The organism is Corynebacterium ammoniagenes DSM 20306, assembly GCF_001941425.1.
Classification (GTDB): domain Bacteria; phylum Actinomycetota; class Actinomycetes; order Mycobacteriales; family Mycobacteriaceae; genus Corynebacterium; species Corynebacterium ammoniagenes.
This window is the reverse complement of the sequence record NZ_CP009244.1, coordinates 1,899,806-1,913,851: the sequence shown is the minus strand read 5'-3', so window position 1 is coordinate 1,913,851 and position 14,046 is coordinate 1,899,806. Positions and strand designations below refer to the sequence as shown.

The window sequence follows — 14,046 nt, the reverse complement described above, 5'->3', positions numbered from 1 at the left end:
CCCAGTATTGTTCGTAGGCTATCGCGGAACGCATCGGTTCACGCGTTAATCAACAGAGTCATCAATTATAGCGTTAGCCTGCGGCGCATCCGAATTATTCAGTCAGACCGACAACGTCACGCCGATAACTATGAGGACAAAACCTAAAACTTGGAGGCTGCCGCGAATAAGTTGGTACCGGTCCCACGTGCGGCGCATGGCAAGAAATTTCTTGGACGCGGAGGTTTCGGTGATGTCGCCTGTTGCTTTGTTGATGGGAACGTTGCCGAAAATGGTCACGATCAGCGCAACTACTAAGGCGATTGCCGCAGAAATGGTGAAGTAGTTGGTGTGGTCTACTGCCAAGGCGATGGTGAGGATAACGCCCAGCGTCATGCCAAAGGGCATGACTTTCCCGAAGGTGGTGAGCAGTCCCTTTTCAAATAGCAATTGGGTGTCGGGGTCGAGCTTGCGAATGATGGGGTGGACAAAAGCGGTGGAGGCAAATTCCGCAGATCCGAAAAATCCCGTAATAAGCACTGTTACAGCGGCAAGCCAGCTCATGTGCTGACCCCTTTCCTGTGAGAAATGACAGATAGTGAAGATATCTATCTTTTACGGTGTATTACAGTAGTCCAGTAAAAGTCTAAAAGTGAACTATGCCGGCAAGGGCAGGGGAGTATGGGGCAGATGGCACACAACCACGAGGGCATTCGCATGGCTGAGCTTTCCGAGAAAACAGGAGTCAGTGTCCCCACAATTAAGTATTACCTGCGTGAAGGCCTCCTCGCGCCGGGCACAGCTATCAGCGCTAACCAGGCTTTGTACGGCAATGAACACGTAGAGCGCATTCGTATTGTGCGCAGTTTATCCAAGGTGGCGAAACTACCTTTGGCAACTATCCGCGAAGTGCTAAATATTGTCGATGGTGGTGGCAACGTCCAAGAGGCCATGGGACGCACGCAAGAAGCTTTGGTCGGAGAAATTGCCGAGGACACAGACTCCGAAGATGGGCTGAGCGCGGCCCAAGAGCTATTGGATACCGAGATAGAAAAGCGCGGCTGGCGGGTATATAAACAATCCGGCGCCTACCGCATGGCCTCGCAAGCTCTCGTCGAGATTGGCAAAGAAAACCTCAGTGCTCCGGTCAATCACCTCGCCGACTATGTGGAGGCAGCCGATAAGGTCGGCGAGACTGATATTTCGACGCTGTCGGGAGCAACATCGGGTCCCGATGTCGTACGCCGCATGGCGTTGGGCACAACATTGCGCGGGCCGCTTTTCGATGCCCTCATCCTGCTGGCCCAACAACACCACGCGGGAAAGACCTTCGGCGGAAGGGATGAGGCTTAAAAGCGGTAGTTCAAATACTCATCGACGACCGCAGCCCCCAAGCCATCCAAGTCTGGGGCAACCACACGCCCATCGACGCGATCGGCCAGCTGGTTGAGGAAGTGTTCTAGCCCCGGATCGTGTCCGAGACGGAAGAAGGTCGTGCGGGTTCCGCGCTTGGTCACTTTATCCAGCTGTGTGACCGTGGAGAACATGGTGTATTGATCCGTGGGCCAGTTGAACCAGGCGTGCCCATCTGGTTGAAGATAGGCCGTGGGTTCACCATCGGTCACGATGAGCAGCGTGGGCTGCATCGAGGGATGACGTGCAAAGAACCGCTCCGCCAGCAAGAGCCCATGGTGCAAGTTAGTACCCTGTTCTTGCACGGGTGGAAGCGCGGTGAGCTCATCAATATCGGTGCTCATGGCATTGCGGCCAAAGGTGATAATCGCTAACTCATCCCCGCGAAAGCGCGTGCTGATCAAATGATGCAGCGCCAAGGCAGTCTGCTTCATTGGTACCCAGCGGCCTTCCGCCGCCATGGAGTAGCTGGTATCGACTAAGAGCGCGACTGCATTTTGGGTGCGCTGTTCGGTTTCGACGACCTCAATATCATTCGCGGTCAGTTTCAGCGGCTCATCGGTTCCAGCGGTTCTTTGAATGGCATTGGTGATCGTGCGGGTGACATCCCACGGTTGAGTATCACCAAACTCATAGGGACGAGATGATCCGGTTTGTTCAATGCTCACACCACTCAGACGCGAATCCCGTGACCCAGAACGAGGCGAAAGCTGCGTTGCGGCATCTTCCAGCAAGCTTTTCCCTAATCGCCGCATTGCTTGGGGGCTAAGCTTCAACGTTCCGTCCGCGGACCGGCGCAATAGCCCGCTATTGCGCATCGCGCGGTCGATCTTGTCCAGTAGCTCAGCTGACACCGCGGCATCATCACCAAGCTGCCGGCGCAAGGCATCAAGGTCTAAATCGGTATGGTCATGGCGGAGTTGTTCCGCAAGACGGTCGAGTTCAGCCAGGTCTTGCATAGCACCTGTGCCATCACCCAGACCCATGCCTTCGTCACCGCTGAATTCTTCCGATCCGGACCAATCCAGCTCGGGGCGCAGCCCTTGGAGATTGCCCGCAAGATCTCCCAGCAACCCTTGCAGCTCTGGTGAGCCGAATGCTTGCGCCGATAGTTGCATTAGCTCATTGCGCTGTTCTTCAGACATGGAATTGAGCATGCGCTGTGCAGCGGCAGAACGCTGGGCCAAGATATCAATGAGCTCATTGATATCGCGCGGGTTTTCTGGAAAGTGCTCCCCGTGCTTGGCCATAAAGTCTGCGAAATCAGCTGGAGTATCGGTGCCCTCACGGTGTTTGCTCAGCAGCTCATTGAGGTCACGGATCATTTCCGTAATGGCTTGCTTATCTTCTTCGGTCGCTCCTTCGAGGGCTTGTTTCATGCCGGAGAATTGTTGGTCCAGCATTTCGCGGCCTAAAAGATCCCGGATGTGCTCGAATTTCTCGCGGGCATCCGTGGACTGCCAGTCATAATTATTTAGTTCGGAGACAGCGGCCGGTGTTGATTCCGGCAGGTTTTCCAGTTGCAGCTCGCGAAACGCCCGATCGGTATCATCCATATCGATATCTCGGGCGAGCTGGGCACGTTCTTGCAAGAGGGCATCGTCAAGCAATGCTTTGACCTCCTGCAACGTGCCGCCAAGGTTGCTGCGTTCCAAGATTTCCCTGCGGCGCTGCGCGGCCTGCCACGCCAACTCATCAAACCCGTCTTGCCCGCGCGAACCGCGGCGCAAGTACTCGCGCAATGCCTGCTCAGGAGAGTAGCCGGCCATGATATCTTCCGCGATATCGTTGAGCGCATCAGTAAGGTCCACCGGTGGTGCGAGCGGATCTGGGCCGCCGGCGTACCGGCTATAGCGCGTGCGGCGACCGGAGCGACCGTAACGATCGCGGGGGCCAATGGGATGGGTCATGGCTAAGGTGTGCTCCTAACCGTAAATGGATTCGCCTTCGCCGGAGTCCTTGGCAATTTTTCGTGACAAGAAAAGCCCTTCTAAAGCCAGCTCAATCGCATTAGCGCGTGAGCCTTCAGAAGTAGCGTCAAAGGCTTTGGCGATATCGTCATATAAAGTGGTCTCGCCCAAATCAGGCAGGCCATCCAGGAATTCTTTCGCAGAGACATTAGCGCCGGTAGACACCGTGATGCTTCCGTCCAAGGCAGCGATAAGAGGATTGAAATCGAGCGTGCGCAAGGTTGCGTGCAGCGCTTCCGCCGTCGATGTGCGCAAGGTGTATTCCAAAATGTCCCACTCGCGGCCTTCTTCGCCGGATTCGAATTCAATCTTGCCGCCGAGTACCTCAACAGCAGATTCGACATCCACCAGTCGTGCCACGGCATCTTTTTCGCCGCGAATGCTAGCGCGGTGCAGCGCTGCGGCGGCGATGGTTTCAGCACCCGCAATGGCAAAGCGCGCGGAGACACCGGAACGCTGGTTGACTGCGGAGGATTCGCGCAAGGAACGCGTGTAGCGAGCCAGGATTTCCAGCAGGATATCTGGCACTTCAGCCACGAGGTTGGCTTCTTGGCGGATCACCGCGATTTCATCGTCCAGCGCCAGCGGATAGTGGGTGCGAATTTCCGCACCAAAGCGGTCTTTGAGCGGGGTAATAATGCGCCCGCGGTTGGTGTAATCCTCAGGGTTGGCTGAGGCCACAACCAGCACGTCCAGCGGAAGGCGCAGCATGTAGCCGCGAATCTGGACGTCTTTTTCTTCCATGACATTGAGCATGGATACTTGGATGCGCTCGGCTAAGTCCGGCAGCTCATTAATGGCGACGATGCCGCGGTTGGACCGAGGAATCAGGCCATAGTGGATGGTTTCCGGATCTCCTAAGCGGCGGCCTTCCGCTACGCGCATAGGGTCAATATCACCAATTAAGTCAGCGACCGATGTATCGGGTGTCGCGAGTTTTTCGGCATAGCGGTCATCGCGCGGTACCCAGGTGATAGCAAGTTCATCGCCTTCGCGCTCTAAGCGCTCGCGGGTGGCATCCGTGATGGGGGCAAATGGATCTTCGCGCAGTTCAGAACCGGCGACGATGGGAATCCATTCATCCAGCAATGCTGTCATTGAACGCAGCAAGCGGGTCTTGCCTTGGCCACGCTCGCCCAAAAGCACGATGTCATGGCCAGCAATTAGCGCGCGCTCAACCTGCGGGATGACGGTGTTTTCTAAACCATGTAATCCGGGCCAAGGGTCTTCGCCATTGCGAAGCTTTGTTAAGAGGTTCTCCCGGATTTCGGCACGTAGAGAACGGTGTTGGTAGCCGGCGGCCTTCAGCTCACCGACCGTGGAAAGATTAGGTGGAAGACTCACACCCCTCACCCTAGTCATAAATTTTGATTCGCGGTGTTAAAAAATTCTCCCGGGGTAGGCTGCTGGGCATGAAGAAGGCTGCAGAGTCATCCACGATTGTCTTACTCATTCGCCACGGGCAGACTCCCACCACCGGGCAAGTCTTACCGGGCCGTGCGCCGGGATTGCATCTGGCGCCGCGCGGGCACGAACAAGCCCGTGATGTTTCCTCGCGGTTAGAGGGTTTGGATTTACAGGCGGTGTATTCCTCACCGATGGAACGCGCGCAGGAAACCGCTGCCCCCACGGTGGCAGCGCAGGAGCAGGAATTGCTTATCGACGACGGCCTGATTGAGTGCGACTTTGGCCAGTGGACAGGGGAGAAGCTCACCGAGCTCAATAAACTTCCCGCGTGGAAAGAAGTGCAAAATTCCCCATCGACTTTTCGCTTTCCAGATGGTGAAAGCTTTGTCGAGATGCAAGAGCGCATGGTCGAAGCCGTTACCGACATTGCCCAGCGCCACCCCGGTGAAGTGATCGCGGCGTTTAGCCACGCGGATACTATCAAGGCCGCCGTGGCTCATTTCGTGGGTACCCCGTTGGATTCTTTTCAAAAGATTCATATTGATACTGCATCGGTCTCCGCCGTGGAGTTTGGAAAAGAACACACGCGCATGCTGTTGACGAATTCGCGCACGGGTTCTTTGTCCTATCTGCGTCAGCCGGAAGAGGCGAAAGAATAACAGCTGTGATCACTCCGCCTTTTGACCGTGAATTGGAAATCCTCAACGCTGGCGAGATGGGTATTGTTCAGCAGCTCGTGGAATCAAGCAATATCGGTTTCGTCGTGGATTTCGAATTAGATGATGATTACGCCTGGGCTGTGTACAAACCAGAAGCAGGCGAGCAACCGCTGTGGGATTTTCCGCCCGGGCTATATAAAAGAGAACGCGCGGCTTTCGTGCTCAGTGAATACTTAGGCTGGCATATCGTTCCGCCCACCGTGATTATTGAAGATGGCCCGGCGGGGATTGGCTCGGTGCAGTGGTTTATTCACAACAACGGCGAGCACTACTTTCCGCTGGTAGATAGCCGGGAAGATTTACATGAGCAGTTCATTCGCATGGTGGTCTTTGATTTGCTCTGCAATAATACAGACCGAAAGTCCGGGCACGTACTTTTAGAAGACGATCATATCTGGGGCATTGACCACGGCCTGTGCTTTTCCGTGGAGCCGAAATTGCGCACCGTGATGTGGGAATTCGGTGGTCACTTAATTCCCGAGCAGTTACTTGATGCAGTAGAGCCTTTGCTTAGCGATGTCCCCGCGGAGTTATGGGAGCTGTTACATCCCATGGAAATCGAAGCGCTACAACGACGCGCCTCGCGGATCATCCGGCTGCCGTTTCTTCCGCGGCCACAATCGCACCGGCAATTTCCGTGGCCATTGGTCTAACAGACAGAGGTCAAAGCGTGGATTTATGTACAGTGGCGATTAGACGCAGCACATTGTGAAGCCCTACGTATCTGCGCAGGGCTGGGACCCTAAGGAGCACGACATGACTGACGTTCAACAACTCGCCGCGAAGCTCGCACATGCACATGAAACCGGCAAGACTTTAGTTCTGCCCACCGCTTGGGACACTTGGTCCGCAGCAGTGGTAGAAGAAGCAGGATTCGAGGCACTGACGATCGGCAGCCACCCCGTGGCTGACGCTATCGGTAGCTCCGATGGTGAAAACATGGACTTTTCCGAATACCTCGATGTGGTATCCAAGATTACGAAGCAGGTTGGCATTCCCGTCTCCGTGGACGTGGAATCCGGCTATGGACTCGATCCTGCAACGCTTATCAACCGCCTCATTGAGGCCGGTGCTGTTGGCGCCAATATTGAAGATGTTGTGCACACCGAAGGCAACCGCGTCCGTGAAGCACAAGAGCACGCCGACTATATCGCGGCGGCACGCCAAGCCGCTGATGATGCTGAAATTAACTTTGTCATCAACGGGCGCACTGACGCTGTGCGTCTGGGCACCGATGTTTTCGAGGATCCGCTGGCCGAGGCAGCCAAGCGTATTCAACTGATGCAACAAGCTGGCGCACGCTCGGTCTATCCAGTTGCCTTGACCACTGCGGAACAAGTGCAAACCCTGGTTGATACCGTGACTGTGCCGGTCAACGTCACCGCGCACCCGGTAGATGGTCATGGCGCAGGCGATCTCACCGCGTTGAAGGATTTGGGCGTTCGGCGCATCACCTTCGGTCCACTATGGCAGAAGTGGCTGGGTGCTACCTCTGCGGAGCAATTTAAGAAGTGGATCTAAAATAACTACTTAGAGCTTTAATATATTTAGATCCAGACATGCCCTGTTGGCGGTTAGAAAAGGACACCGTCAACAGGGCATGACGTATTAAGTGGGGTAGTGAAAGGTAGGCGATGAAGTACACCGAAGCAATTGAAATTAACTTGCCGCGTCAAGAAGTGGTCGCATTAATTTCCGATATCGATGTCATCCCGAAGTGGCTTCGTGGGTTGGTCTCGCACACTCCCACGAATGGCAAACACGGTGAGGTGGGTACTACCTCTAGGGTTGTCTTTGATACCAACGGTCAAGAGATGACCGCGACAGAAACCGTCGTGCGGCAAGAACCACAAGATTTAGAGGATCTGCAGCCAACGCAAACCGTCTATTACGACCGGGAGCTTGAAGCAGAGGGCATGTGGAGCATGGCCAAAGAACGCTTCATTGAGCTGGAACCGGATCGCACGTTGTGGGAAAGCGATAATGAATACCGCTTCGATTCACTGGTTATGCGCGTGCTTGCTCCAGTAATGAAGAGGTCATTTCGCAAGCAGCAACGCATGCACATGGGAGATTTTAAAGCTTTCGCCGAACGTGGAGTAGACGTTCGCGATAATGAAAGTTAGAAGTTAATAGCTTCCTTTTTGTCAGTCGCGCGGTGCAGGAACAAAGTTTTCTGCACCGCGCGAGAAGTTTTCAACGTGGGGTAGATGTCCTCGCGTGGGTGTCAGATGAGTGGGGACACTTGGATTACATCACCAGCACTGCGGAAATCCCGCACGATATGTGATGTGTGATCACAAATATATATCATTGTGCGCCCGGACACAAGGGTTTGTATAAATATTCGGGATATTTGCGCTTTTTGGATAAATTTTGTGACTTTTCCTTGACAAGTCCTGAGAGTTGTATAGCATGAGCTCATCCTCCGTGATGGGTGTCACTAACCGGATGGAAGTGCTCATGAGCCTTTTGACTACGGTCAGCGACTGGATTTGGAATCCGCTGGCGTATTTTGCTTTAGCAGTCGGAATTTTCTTCACTTTTATAACCAAAGCGGTGCAATTTCGCCGCCTGCCTGACATGATTCGTCAGCTCAAAGATAGCGAATCAGGCGATGGCGGTCTGTCATCATTTCAAACCTTGGCTCTTACCCTGTCTTCACGCGTTGGCGTAGGCAGTATTGCCGGTGTGGCCACCGCGATTGCCATGGGTGGGCCAGGTGCCATCATGTGGATGGCGATCACCGGCCTACTCGGCTCGACCTGCGCCTATGCCGAGGCGGTATTAGCGCAGCTGTATAAGCGGCGCGTGCACGGCGAAGACCGCGGCGGCATGCCGTACTACATCAAGTACGGGCTCAAAGCCCCGTGGCTGGCATTTATCGTCGCACTAACAGCACTTATTGGCTACGGCTTTGTATTTCCTGGCGTGCAGTCGAACAATATTGCATCGTCAGCTGAGCAAGCTTTTGGCATTGAGCCTTGGGTAACCGGCTTGGTTATCACTGGCCTGCTGGGTGTTGTCGTCATTGGTGGCGCCAAACGCGTGGTGCAAGTAGCGCAGACCATCGTTCCTTTCATGGCTTTGGGCTACCTGCTCACGGCGTTATTGCCATCGTGTTGAACATCGAAAAGCTCCCGGCTGCCATCTCACTTATCGTTTCCCCCGGCATGGGTTCGGACCAGGTCTTTGGCGGCATCGTCGGCTACGCCGTGGCGTGGGGTGTGCGTCGTGCGGTCTTTGCCTCCGCTACTGGCTTTGGTGAGGGAACGTTCGCCGCGGCAGCAGCAGATGCCTCCCACCCTGGTAAGCAGGGTGTAATCCAGGCATTTTCCATCTACATCGACCTGCTGCTGATTTGTATGGCGACCGGCATCATGGTGGTGCTAACAGATAGCTACCACGTTAAAGACGCTGCCGGAAACATGATGGTGGACCATGTGCCAGGCGCTATCGCGGGACCCAATTTTGTACAACATGCCATCGACTCTTCGCTTCCGGGATGGGGCAGCGTGGCAGTAGCCATTGCTATCTTGCTCTTTGCCTTTACCTCCCAGGTGTTCTTCTTCTACGTGGCGACGACCAATCTGATTTTCCTCCTGGGCGAAAAGCGCAGCATCTTCTTGGAAAACGTCGTCAAGGTTGGTGCCCTCGCAATTTCTTTCATCGGTTGTGTCATCACCGCCGATGCCATGTGGGCCGCGGGTGATATTGGCTATGGCCTGTTGGCCTGGCTGAATATGGCCGCGGTGCTTCTGCTGACGCCAAAGGTTCGCAAGATTGTCAACGACCACGACCGTCAACGCAAGGCCGGGCTGGATCCAACCTTTGACCCCAAGGCCTTGGGCATTGAAGGTGCGGAGTGGTGGGAGACCGTCTTTGCCGAGCGTCAAGCCAAAAAGGCCGAAGCTGCGGAGGAAAAGCAGGCCCATGATAAGCAAGTCAGTGAAAAATCAGGCGATGAAAAAATCTTCGCCCGCGAGTGATGTATAGAATCGAACTTAATCCCGCAGGGGAGCTAAAAGTATGACGTGTGCATGGTGTTCGCTATAGTGGCACCATGCCTCTTTCGAAACTTCAAGCTACTGCCCGAGTTGGCGATCAAGCCTACGATGCTTTGCATACGGCGATTGTGACAGGGGAGTACGAGGCAGGACGGCGGCTGCAGATTCGTGATTTGGCCGCCGACTTAGGCATTAGCGTGATGCCGGTGCGCGAAGCAATCAAACGTTTGGAAGAGGTAGGCCTGGTAGAAACCCAGCCTTACCGAGGCGCGATCGTCAAAGAGCTTTCGCGTTCTGAGCTGCTGCAGATCTATGCCGTGCGGGGTCTTTTGGAAATTGAAGCCGCGCGCTTGGGCGCAGCGCATGTCCAGCCCGAAGATATCGCGAAATTGCACGAGTTATACACGCAATTGCGTGAGGCGATTGAGCACAATGACGTGATTGAATACCTCAACCTCGATGAGGAAATGCTCACTATCGTGTATTCCGCCTCTGGCAATGTGGTGCTCATGGAACAAATCCGCTCGCTGTGGGATCGGTGCCGAATCTTCAAGATCATGGGTGCGCGCGGCGATTTGTCCGCGGACATTATTGCCAAGCTTTTGGAGTACCAGCCTGCGTTAATTGAGGCAGTGGAAAACGGCGATTCCGAGGCCGCCGCGAAGGTTACTGAAGCCTCGATTGAATCGGCGACGCAGAGAATTACCATCGCTTTGGAGAAGTAAACAGCCTTCGATTTTCTCTGCTTAACCCCCGATACCATTGAGGTGTCGGGATTTTTGATTGCCTCATGAGGTTCTGATGGACGACTGTCAGTGCTGCTGCCTGCGTAAATACATGTGGCGTCAATTCTGAGAAAGATTATTAACCAAACCGCTTGTGTGATTTGTGATCACAGATTATTGTGTCCTACAAGGCAGAAAAACAATCCAGTGATGGCACTCATTGAAAGTGGACGTTCCTCACAAAGAATTGCTGTCGACTAATTCAAGCTCGTGGAATAAGTCGCACCGAGTGAACAATTCCACGAACTTTTCGGCAAACGAAGAGTAAGGAGCTATCCCATGAAGGATGCAATTATTATTGGCGGAGGATTAGCGGGTCTATCTGCGGCTTGGCGTCTGCGCCATTGGGATACCGTGGTTTTGGAATCGTCAGAACGTATCGGTGGCCGAATCCGCTCCGAGCAGCGCGGACAGTATTTCCTCAATTGGGGTGGTCACGTCTTTGGCGGCCCCGGAACTTCTACCGATACGCTGCTGATAGAAACCGGCACCGGAGCAGTGGATGTGCCCGGAACGCTAGCTGGCACGCATATGAACGGCAAGCTGTTGCTCAAAGGTCCACTGCAGACCTACCCGTTCCGCATCCCCATGAAAACTAGTGACCGTGCGGCGATGATCACCGCCGGAATGAAGGTCAGCAAGGACGTTTTCCGCTACGCGGCAGTCGTGCGTCAGCGACCTGGTGAGACCGGCGAACAGCGCCAGCAGCGCATTTACGACTTTGAAAATGACCGCAGCTTTGCTGACTACCTAGGCAATATTGGCCCGGAAGCAGAAGCGTTGTTTACCCCGACGGTTACGCGCTCAGCTGGAGACCCAGATGAAATTTCTGCGGGCGCTGGCATTGGCTACTTCAGCCTCGTGTGGAATATCGGCCAGGGACTATCCAAGTCCATTTTGGGTGGACCATCGACTCTGACGGAGACCATCGCCGCCGCGTTGCGCGATCGGATCTCCACCAATGCTCAGGTTCAGGAAGTCACCCAGCACAAAGACCATGTCACCGTGCGCTATATCCAAGACGGCATCGAGCGAGAAGAAACCGCGCGCACTGCGATTATGGCCACACCGGCAACGGTCAGCCACAAAATTGGCGTCGATCTGCGCCCCGAACTGCGCGAAGCGCTGGGCAAGGTCCAGTACGGCTCTTACGTGGCCGGCGCGTTTTTGACCAACGAGACAACGCCGCAGGTATGGGACTCTGCGTACGGCATTGCTGCCCCGAAACGTTCCATGGCGGTCATGCTGAATATGGGCAATATTGTTCGTGGTTCGGAAACCCACCGACAAAAGGGTGGCAGCATCATGTGCTTCTCGCCAGCAACGTTGGCGAATAAATTGTTGCCGCTAGCCGATGCAGAAATCACGGACACCTACGTCAAAGATCTCTCGGAAGTACTGCCCGGCTTTGAAAATATCATCGAGGAAGCCCACATCCAGCGCTGGGAGTTGGGCGCCCCGTACTGCTTCCCCGGCCGTGCGAAGTTGCAAGAGACTTTGATGAAACCTGAAGAGCGCGTCTTTTTGGCCGGAGACTACCTCGGTTCTTTGTACACCGAAACTGCCATTACCTCGGCGTTTACTGCCGCTCAACGTGCAGCCAGCCTGTTGGCGCGCGAGCACCAACCCTCGTACCCCACACTGGCGACAGCAACCGTAGCCTCAGCTGGCAGTTCCGCAGCCTAAAAACCAACTTTCAAGGAGTAGAAAAGAAATGACGAAAAAAGTAGAACTTCGTGGCGTACTCACCGCCTTGTCCACCCCATTTGCAGACAATGAAGATATCGACGTTGACCTGCTGCAAAAAGTGGTTGACCGCTCCATTGATAATGGCGTCAATGGTGTTGTTGCAGGTGGTTCGACGGGCGAATTTGCATCGTTAAGCAGCGAAGAGCGCATCCAATTGGTAGACACCGTTGCCTCGCACACCGCAGGCCGCGTACCCGTTATCGCACAAACTGGTGCAACCACCACGCGTGAAGCCATTCGCTTATCCAAGAAGGCGCAGGACTCCGGGGCAGATGTTCTCATGCTGGTCACCCCGTACTACGAACCACTGAGCTTGGACGAGACCACCACTTACATTCGCACCGTTGCTGATGCAGTCGAACTACCCGTGATGCTCTACAACATCCCAGGCGCGACGGGTGTGAATTTGGATGCCGATACCGCCGGAAGCCTGGCGCGTGAGTTCGACAATATCCACTACATCAAGGACTCTTCGGCGAATTGGGAACAGGCCCTGCAGCTTATTCATCACCACTCCGATGCCTTGGACACCATCATTGGTTGGGATAGCTACATCTACAGCGCTTTGGTCGAAGGTGCTGCCGGAGTAATGGCAGGTGCAGCCAATGTGATTCCCGCCGAGATCGTCGCAGTGGTCAAACTCATTCAGGACGGCAAGCTCAGCGAAGGACTCACTGCCTGGAACAAGGTATACCCAGCAATTGATGCCATGATTTCCGAGCCTTTTATCGCGGCGGTGAAAAAGGGACTCGAAATCCAAGGTTTCCCTATTGGATCCCCACGCGCACCGATGGCCGATGTGTCAGATGAAGCAGCAGCTCGCATCGAGCAGGAATTGAAGAACCTCAACGCCTAATAGTGGCAAACTCTAGGCCTCTACCGCACCGGAAAATGCAGAAACCCGGTGGGGTAGAGGCCTTCTTGTATTTCTAAAACTGATATCCGGAAAATGACCTGGACTACCGTAAGAAGTGAGCGTTAAGGCTCAGCAGTGATATCGGTTTCGGTATTAATGCCCTTGTTAAGCGAGCGCTTGACGATGCAAAGCTGGTCAATCTTTTTCGCTGCTGCCTTGACGATCTTCTCTCGCTCTTGTTCATCCCGGCCTTCGGTTTGAATGAGGAATTCAAACAACATATCCGAGATGTGGTTGTCTTCCTCCGTTGATTTCACGGAAGCTTCTGCCTCGAAGTCTTTCCCGAGCATGTGCGCCAGCTGCAGATCCGCCGATAACGTTGCGCAGCCTAAAAGAGCTGCCTGCAAAAGTTCACCGGGGGAAAATGCGCCCGGAGTACCGTGCGGGGAGACCTTCAGCGAGGTGCCGTCCTGGTTGGTGACAGTGTATTCATTGAGATTGGTGCGAGTTGCTTTCATAGCCATAGCCCCAGGCTAACAGAATTTCTGACTTTTTAGGCCGTGAGCTGGGAATTTAACCGGGCAATGGTGCGCTTTGTTCTACTCTGGCCGCGGCCACGGCATTTCTAGATACGCCTCGAGGCTCGAGTTGTGCTTGCGTATTAGCCGCGCGAAGGTTTTAATTTCTTCCTCGCTCCAGTCGGCATAAATCTTTTTCAGATCATCACGTCGTGCAGCTAATTCATGTTCCAGCGCGTCCACGCCGGCAGCGGTGGGGCGATGGAGCTTTGCCGGGTTTTCGGGGGCATTGATGGTTTCGATGAGATCGTTGGCAATAGCCGCCTTGAGCTGTCGATGCACGGTGGAGACATTAAGCCCGAAAGCTTCAGCCAGCTCGTTAACGGTCATCGGCCCTTGGCTATGCAAGCGTGCAAGGAGGATGAGCGCGCTGCGATCCATGATGGTTTCGCGTTTGATGGCAGGAAGGTTTTGTACCGCATAGCGGGTAATTAAAACGACCTCATAGGCGATGGAATCCAAAATCACCTGGCCCTGATCCGCACTTTCTGCGGCGGAATCATGTGAACCCGCTGTCATGGTATACGCGCACTCCTTGTGTTTAGTTGCATTGATATCAAGCACAGTAGTTTAAGTCTCCATA

The 14,046-nt window shown here is 54.4% G+C and carries 13 protein-coding genes and 1 pseudogene; 9 read left to right on the top strand and 5 right to left on the bottom strand.

Going from position 1 to position 14,046, the window contains the following annotated elements; translation table 11 throughout:
* Nucleotides 1–102: 102 nt before the first annotated feature.
* Entirely contained in the window at nt 103–543 is a 441-nt protein-coding gene (locus tag CAMM_RS08695; RefSeq protein WP_003846205.1) for an anthrone oxygenase family protein, read from the bottom strand.
* 126 nt (nt 544–669) lie between these two features.
* On the opposite strand from CAMM_RS08695, the gene CAMM_RS08690 reads away from it, so the two are divergent.
* The gene (locus tag CAMM_RS08690) at nt 670–1,332 is read left to right on the top strand and encodes a MerR family transcriptional regulator (protein ID WP_232051058.1); all 663 of its coding nucleotides are present in this window, start codon (nt 670–672) and stop codon (nt 1,330–1,332) included.
* On the opposite strand, the gene CAMM_RS08685 is transcribed toward CAMM_RS08690, so the two are convergent.
* On the bottom strand, nt 1,329–3,302 hold the full coding sequence (locus CAMM_RS08685) for a vWA domain-containing protein (RefSeq protein ID WP_050759824.1): 1,974 nt from the start codon (nt 3,300–3,302) through the stop codon (nt 1,329–1,331). The genes CAMM_RS08690 and CAMM_RS08685 overlap by 4 nt on opposite strands.
* A 15-nt stretch (nt 3,303–3,317) precedes the next feature.
* Nucleotides 3,318–4,724: a sigma 54-interacting transcriptional regulator gene (locus tag CAMM_RS08680; RefSeq protein ID WP_003846201.1), complete on the bottom strand. Its 1,407-nt coding sequence runs from the start codon at nt 4,722–4,724 to the stop codon at nt 3,318–3,320.
* A 50-nt stretch (nt 4,725–4,774) separates the two neighbouring features.
* On the opposite strand from CAMM_RS08680, the gene CAMM_RS08675 reads away from it, so the two are divergent.
* From CAMM_RS08675 to dapA, 8 genes and pseudogenes are all read left to right on the top strand, one after another.
* On the top strand, nt 4,775–5,428 hold the full coding sequence (locus CAMM_RS08675) for a histidine phosphatase family protein (RefSeq protein WP_003846200.1): 654 nt from the start codon (nt 4,775–4,777) through the stop codon (nt 5,426–5,428).
* Nucleotides 5,429–5,433: 5 nt separating this feature from the next.
* A complete protein-coding gene (locus CAMM_RS08670) occupies nt 5,434–6,141 on the top strand; it encodes an SCO1664 family protein (protein WP_003846199.1) in 708 nt (235 codons plus the stop codon).
* Nucleotides 6,142–6,244: 103 nt separating this feature from the next.
* A complete protein-coding gene (locus CAMM_RS08665; RefSeq protein WP_040354847.1) occupies nt 6,245–7,009 on the top strand; it encodes an isocitrate lyase/PEP mutase family protein in 765 nt (254 codons plus the stop codon).
* Between the two features lie 113 nt (nt 7,010–7,122).
* Nucleotides 7,123–7,614, top strand: a complete 492-nt coding sequence (locus CAMM_RS08660) for an SRPBCC family protein (protein ID WP_075761545.1) — start codon at nt 7,123–7,125, stop codon at nt 7,612–7,614.
* A gap of 289 nt (nt 7,615–7,903) precedes the next feature.
* Nucleotides 7,904–9,477 (top strand): annotated as a pseudogene (locus tag CAMM_RS13230) (alanine/glycine:cation symporter family protein).
* 74 nt (nt 9,478–9,551) lie between these two features.
* Nucleotides 9,552–10,220 (top strand): GntR family transcriptional regulator, encoded by a 669-nt coding sequence (locus CAMM_RS08650; RefSeq protein WP_003848466.1) that lies wholly within the window; start codon nt 9,552–9,554, stop codon nt 10,218–10,220.
* 339 nt (nt 10,221–10,559) lie between these two features.
* Nucleotides 10,560–11,966 carry a flavin monoamine oxidase family protein gene (locus tag CAMM_RS08645; protein ID WP_003848470.1) on the top strand — a complete coding sequence of 469 codons (1,407 nt, stop codon included), beginning with the start codon at nt 10,560–10,562 and terminating at the stop codon, nt 11,964–11,966.
* A 28-nt stretch (nt 11,967–11,994) separates the two neighbouring features.
* Nucleotides 11,995–12,885 carry a 4-hydroxy-tetrahydrodipicolinate synthase gene (dapA, locus tag CAMM_RS08640; protein WP_003848471.1) on the top strand — a complete coding sequence of 297 codons (891 nt, stop codon included), beginning with the start codon at nt 11,995–11,997 and terminating at the stop codon, nt 12,883–12,885.
* Between the two features lie 122 nt (nt 12,886–13,007).
* On the opposite strand, the gene CAMM_RS08635 is transcribed toward dapA, so the two are convergent.
* Together CAMM_RS08635 and CAMM_RS08630 are read right to left on the bottom strand one after the other, a co-directional pair.
* Nucleotides 13,008–13,409 carry an OsmC family protein gene (locus CAMM_RS08635; protein ID WP_003848473.1) on the bottom strand — a complete coding sequence of 134 codons (402 nt, stop codon included), beginning with the start codon at nt 13,407–13,409 and terminating at the stop codon, nt 13,008–13,010.
* A gap of 75 nt (nt 13,410–13,484) precedes the next feature.
* Nucleotides 13,485–13,982 carry a MarR family winged helix-turn-helix transcriptional regulator gene (locus tag CAMM_RS08630; RefSeq protein ID WP_050759879.1) on the bottom strand — a complete coding sequence of 166 codons (498 nt, stop codon included), beginning with the start codon at nt 13,980–13,982 and terminating at the stop codon, nt 13,485–13,487.
* Nucleotides 13,983–14,046: the final 64 nt, after the last annotated feature.

Bases quoted from the DNA above. Each gene is read 5' to 3' on its own strand.
- CAMM_RS08695 (WP_003846205.1), bottom strand. From the start codon at position 543: ATGAGCTGGCTTGCCGCTGTAACAGTGCTTATTACGGGATTTTTCGGA.
- CAMM_RS08690 (WP_232051058.1), top strand. From the start codon at position 670: ATGGCACACAACCACGAGGGCATTCGCATGGCTGAGCTTTCCGAGAAA.
- CAMM_RS08685 (WP_050759824.1), bottom strand. From the start codon at position 3,302: ATGACCCATCCCATTGGCCCCCGCGATCGTTACGGTCGCTCCGGTCGC.
- CAMM_RS08680 (WP_003846201.1), bottom strand. From the start codon at position 4,724: ATGACTAGGGTGAGGGGTGTGAGTCTTCCACCTAATCTTTCCACGGTC.
- CAMM_RS08675 (WP_003846200.1), top strand. From the start codon at position 4,775: ATGAAGAAGGCTGCAGAGTCATCCACGATTGTCTTACTCATTCGCCAC.
- CAMM_RS08665 (WP_040354847.1), top strand. From the start codon at position 6,245: ATGACTGACGTTCAACAACTCGCCGCGAAGCTCGCACATGCACATGAA.
- CAMM_RS08660 (WP_075761545.1), top strand. From the start codon at position 7,123: ATGAAGTACACCGAAGCAATTGAAATTAACTTGCCGCGTCAAGAAGTG.
- CAMM_RS08650 (WP_003848466.1), top strand. From the start codon at position 9,552: ATGCCTCTTTCGAAACTTCAAGCTACTGCCCGAGTTGGCGATCAAGCC.
- CAMM_RS08645 (WP_003848470.1), top strand. From the start codon at position 10,560: ATGAAGGATGCAATTATTATTGGCGGAGGATTAGCGGGTCTATCTGCG.
- dapA (WP_003848471.1), top strand. From the start codon at position 11,995: ATGACGAAAAAAGTAGAACTTCGTGGCGTACTCACCGCCTTGTCCACC.
- CAMM_RS08635 (WP_003848473.1), bottom strand. From the start codon at position 13,409: ATGGCTATGAAAGCAACTCGCACCAATCTCAATGAATACACTGTCACC.
- CAMM_RS08630 (WP_050759879.1), bottom strand. From the start codon at position 13,982: ATGACAGCGGGTTCACATGATTCCGCCGCAGAAAGTGCGGATCAGGGC.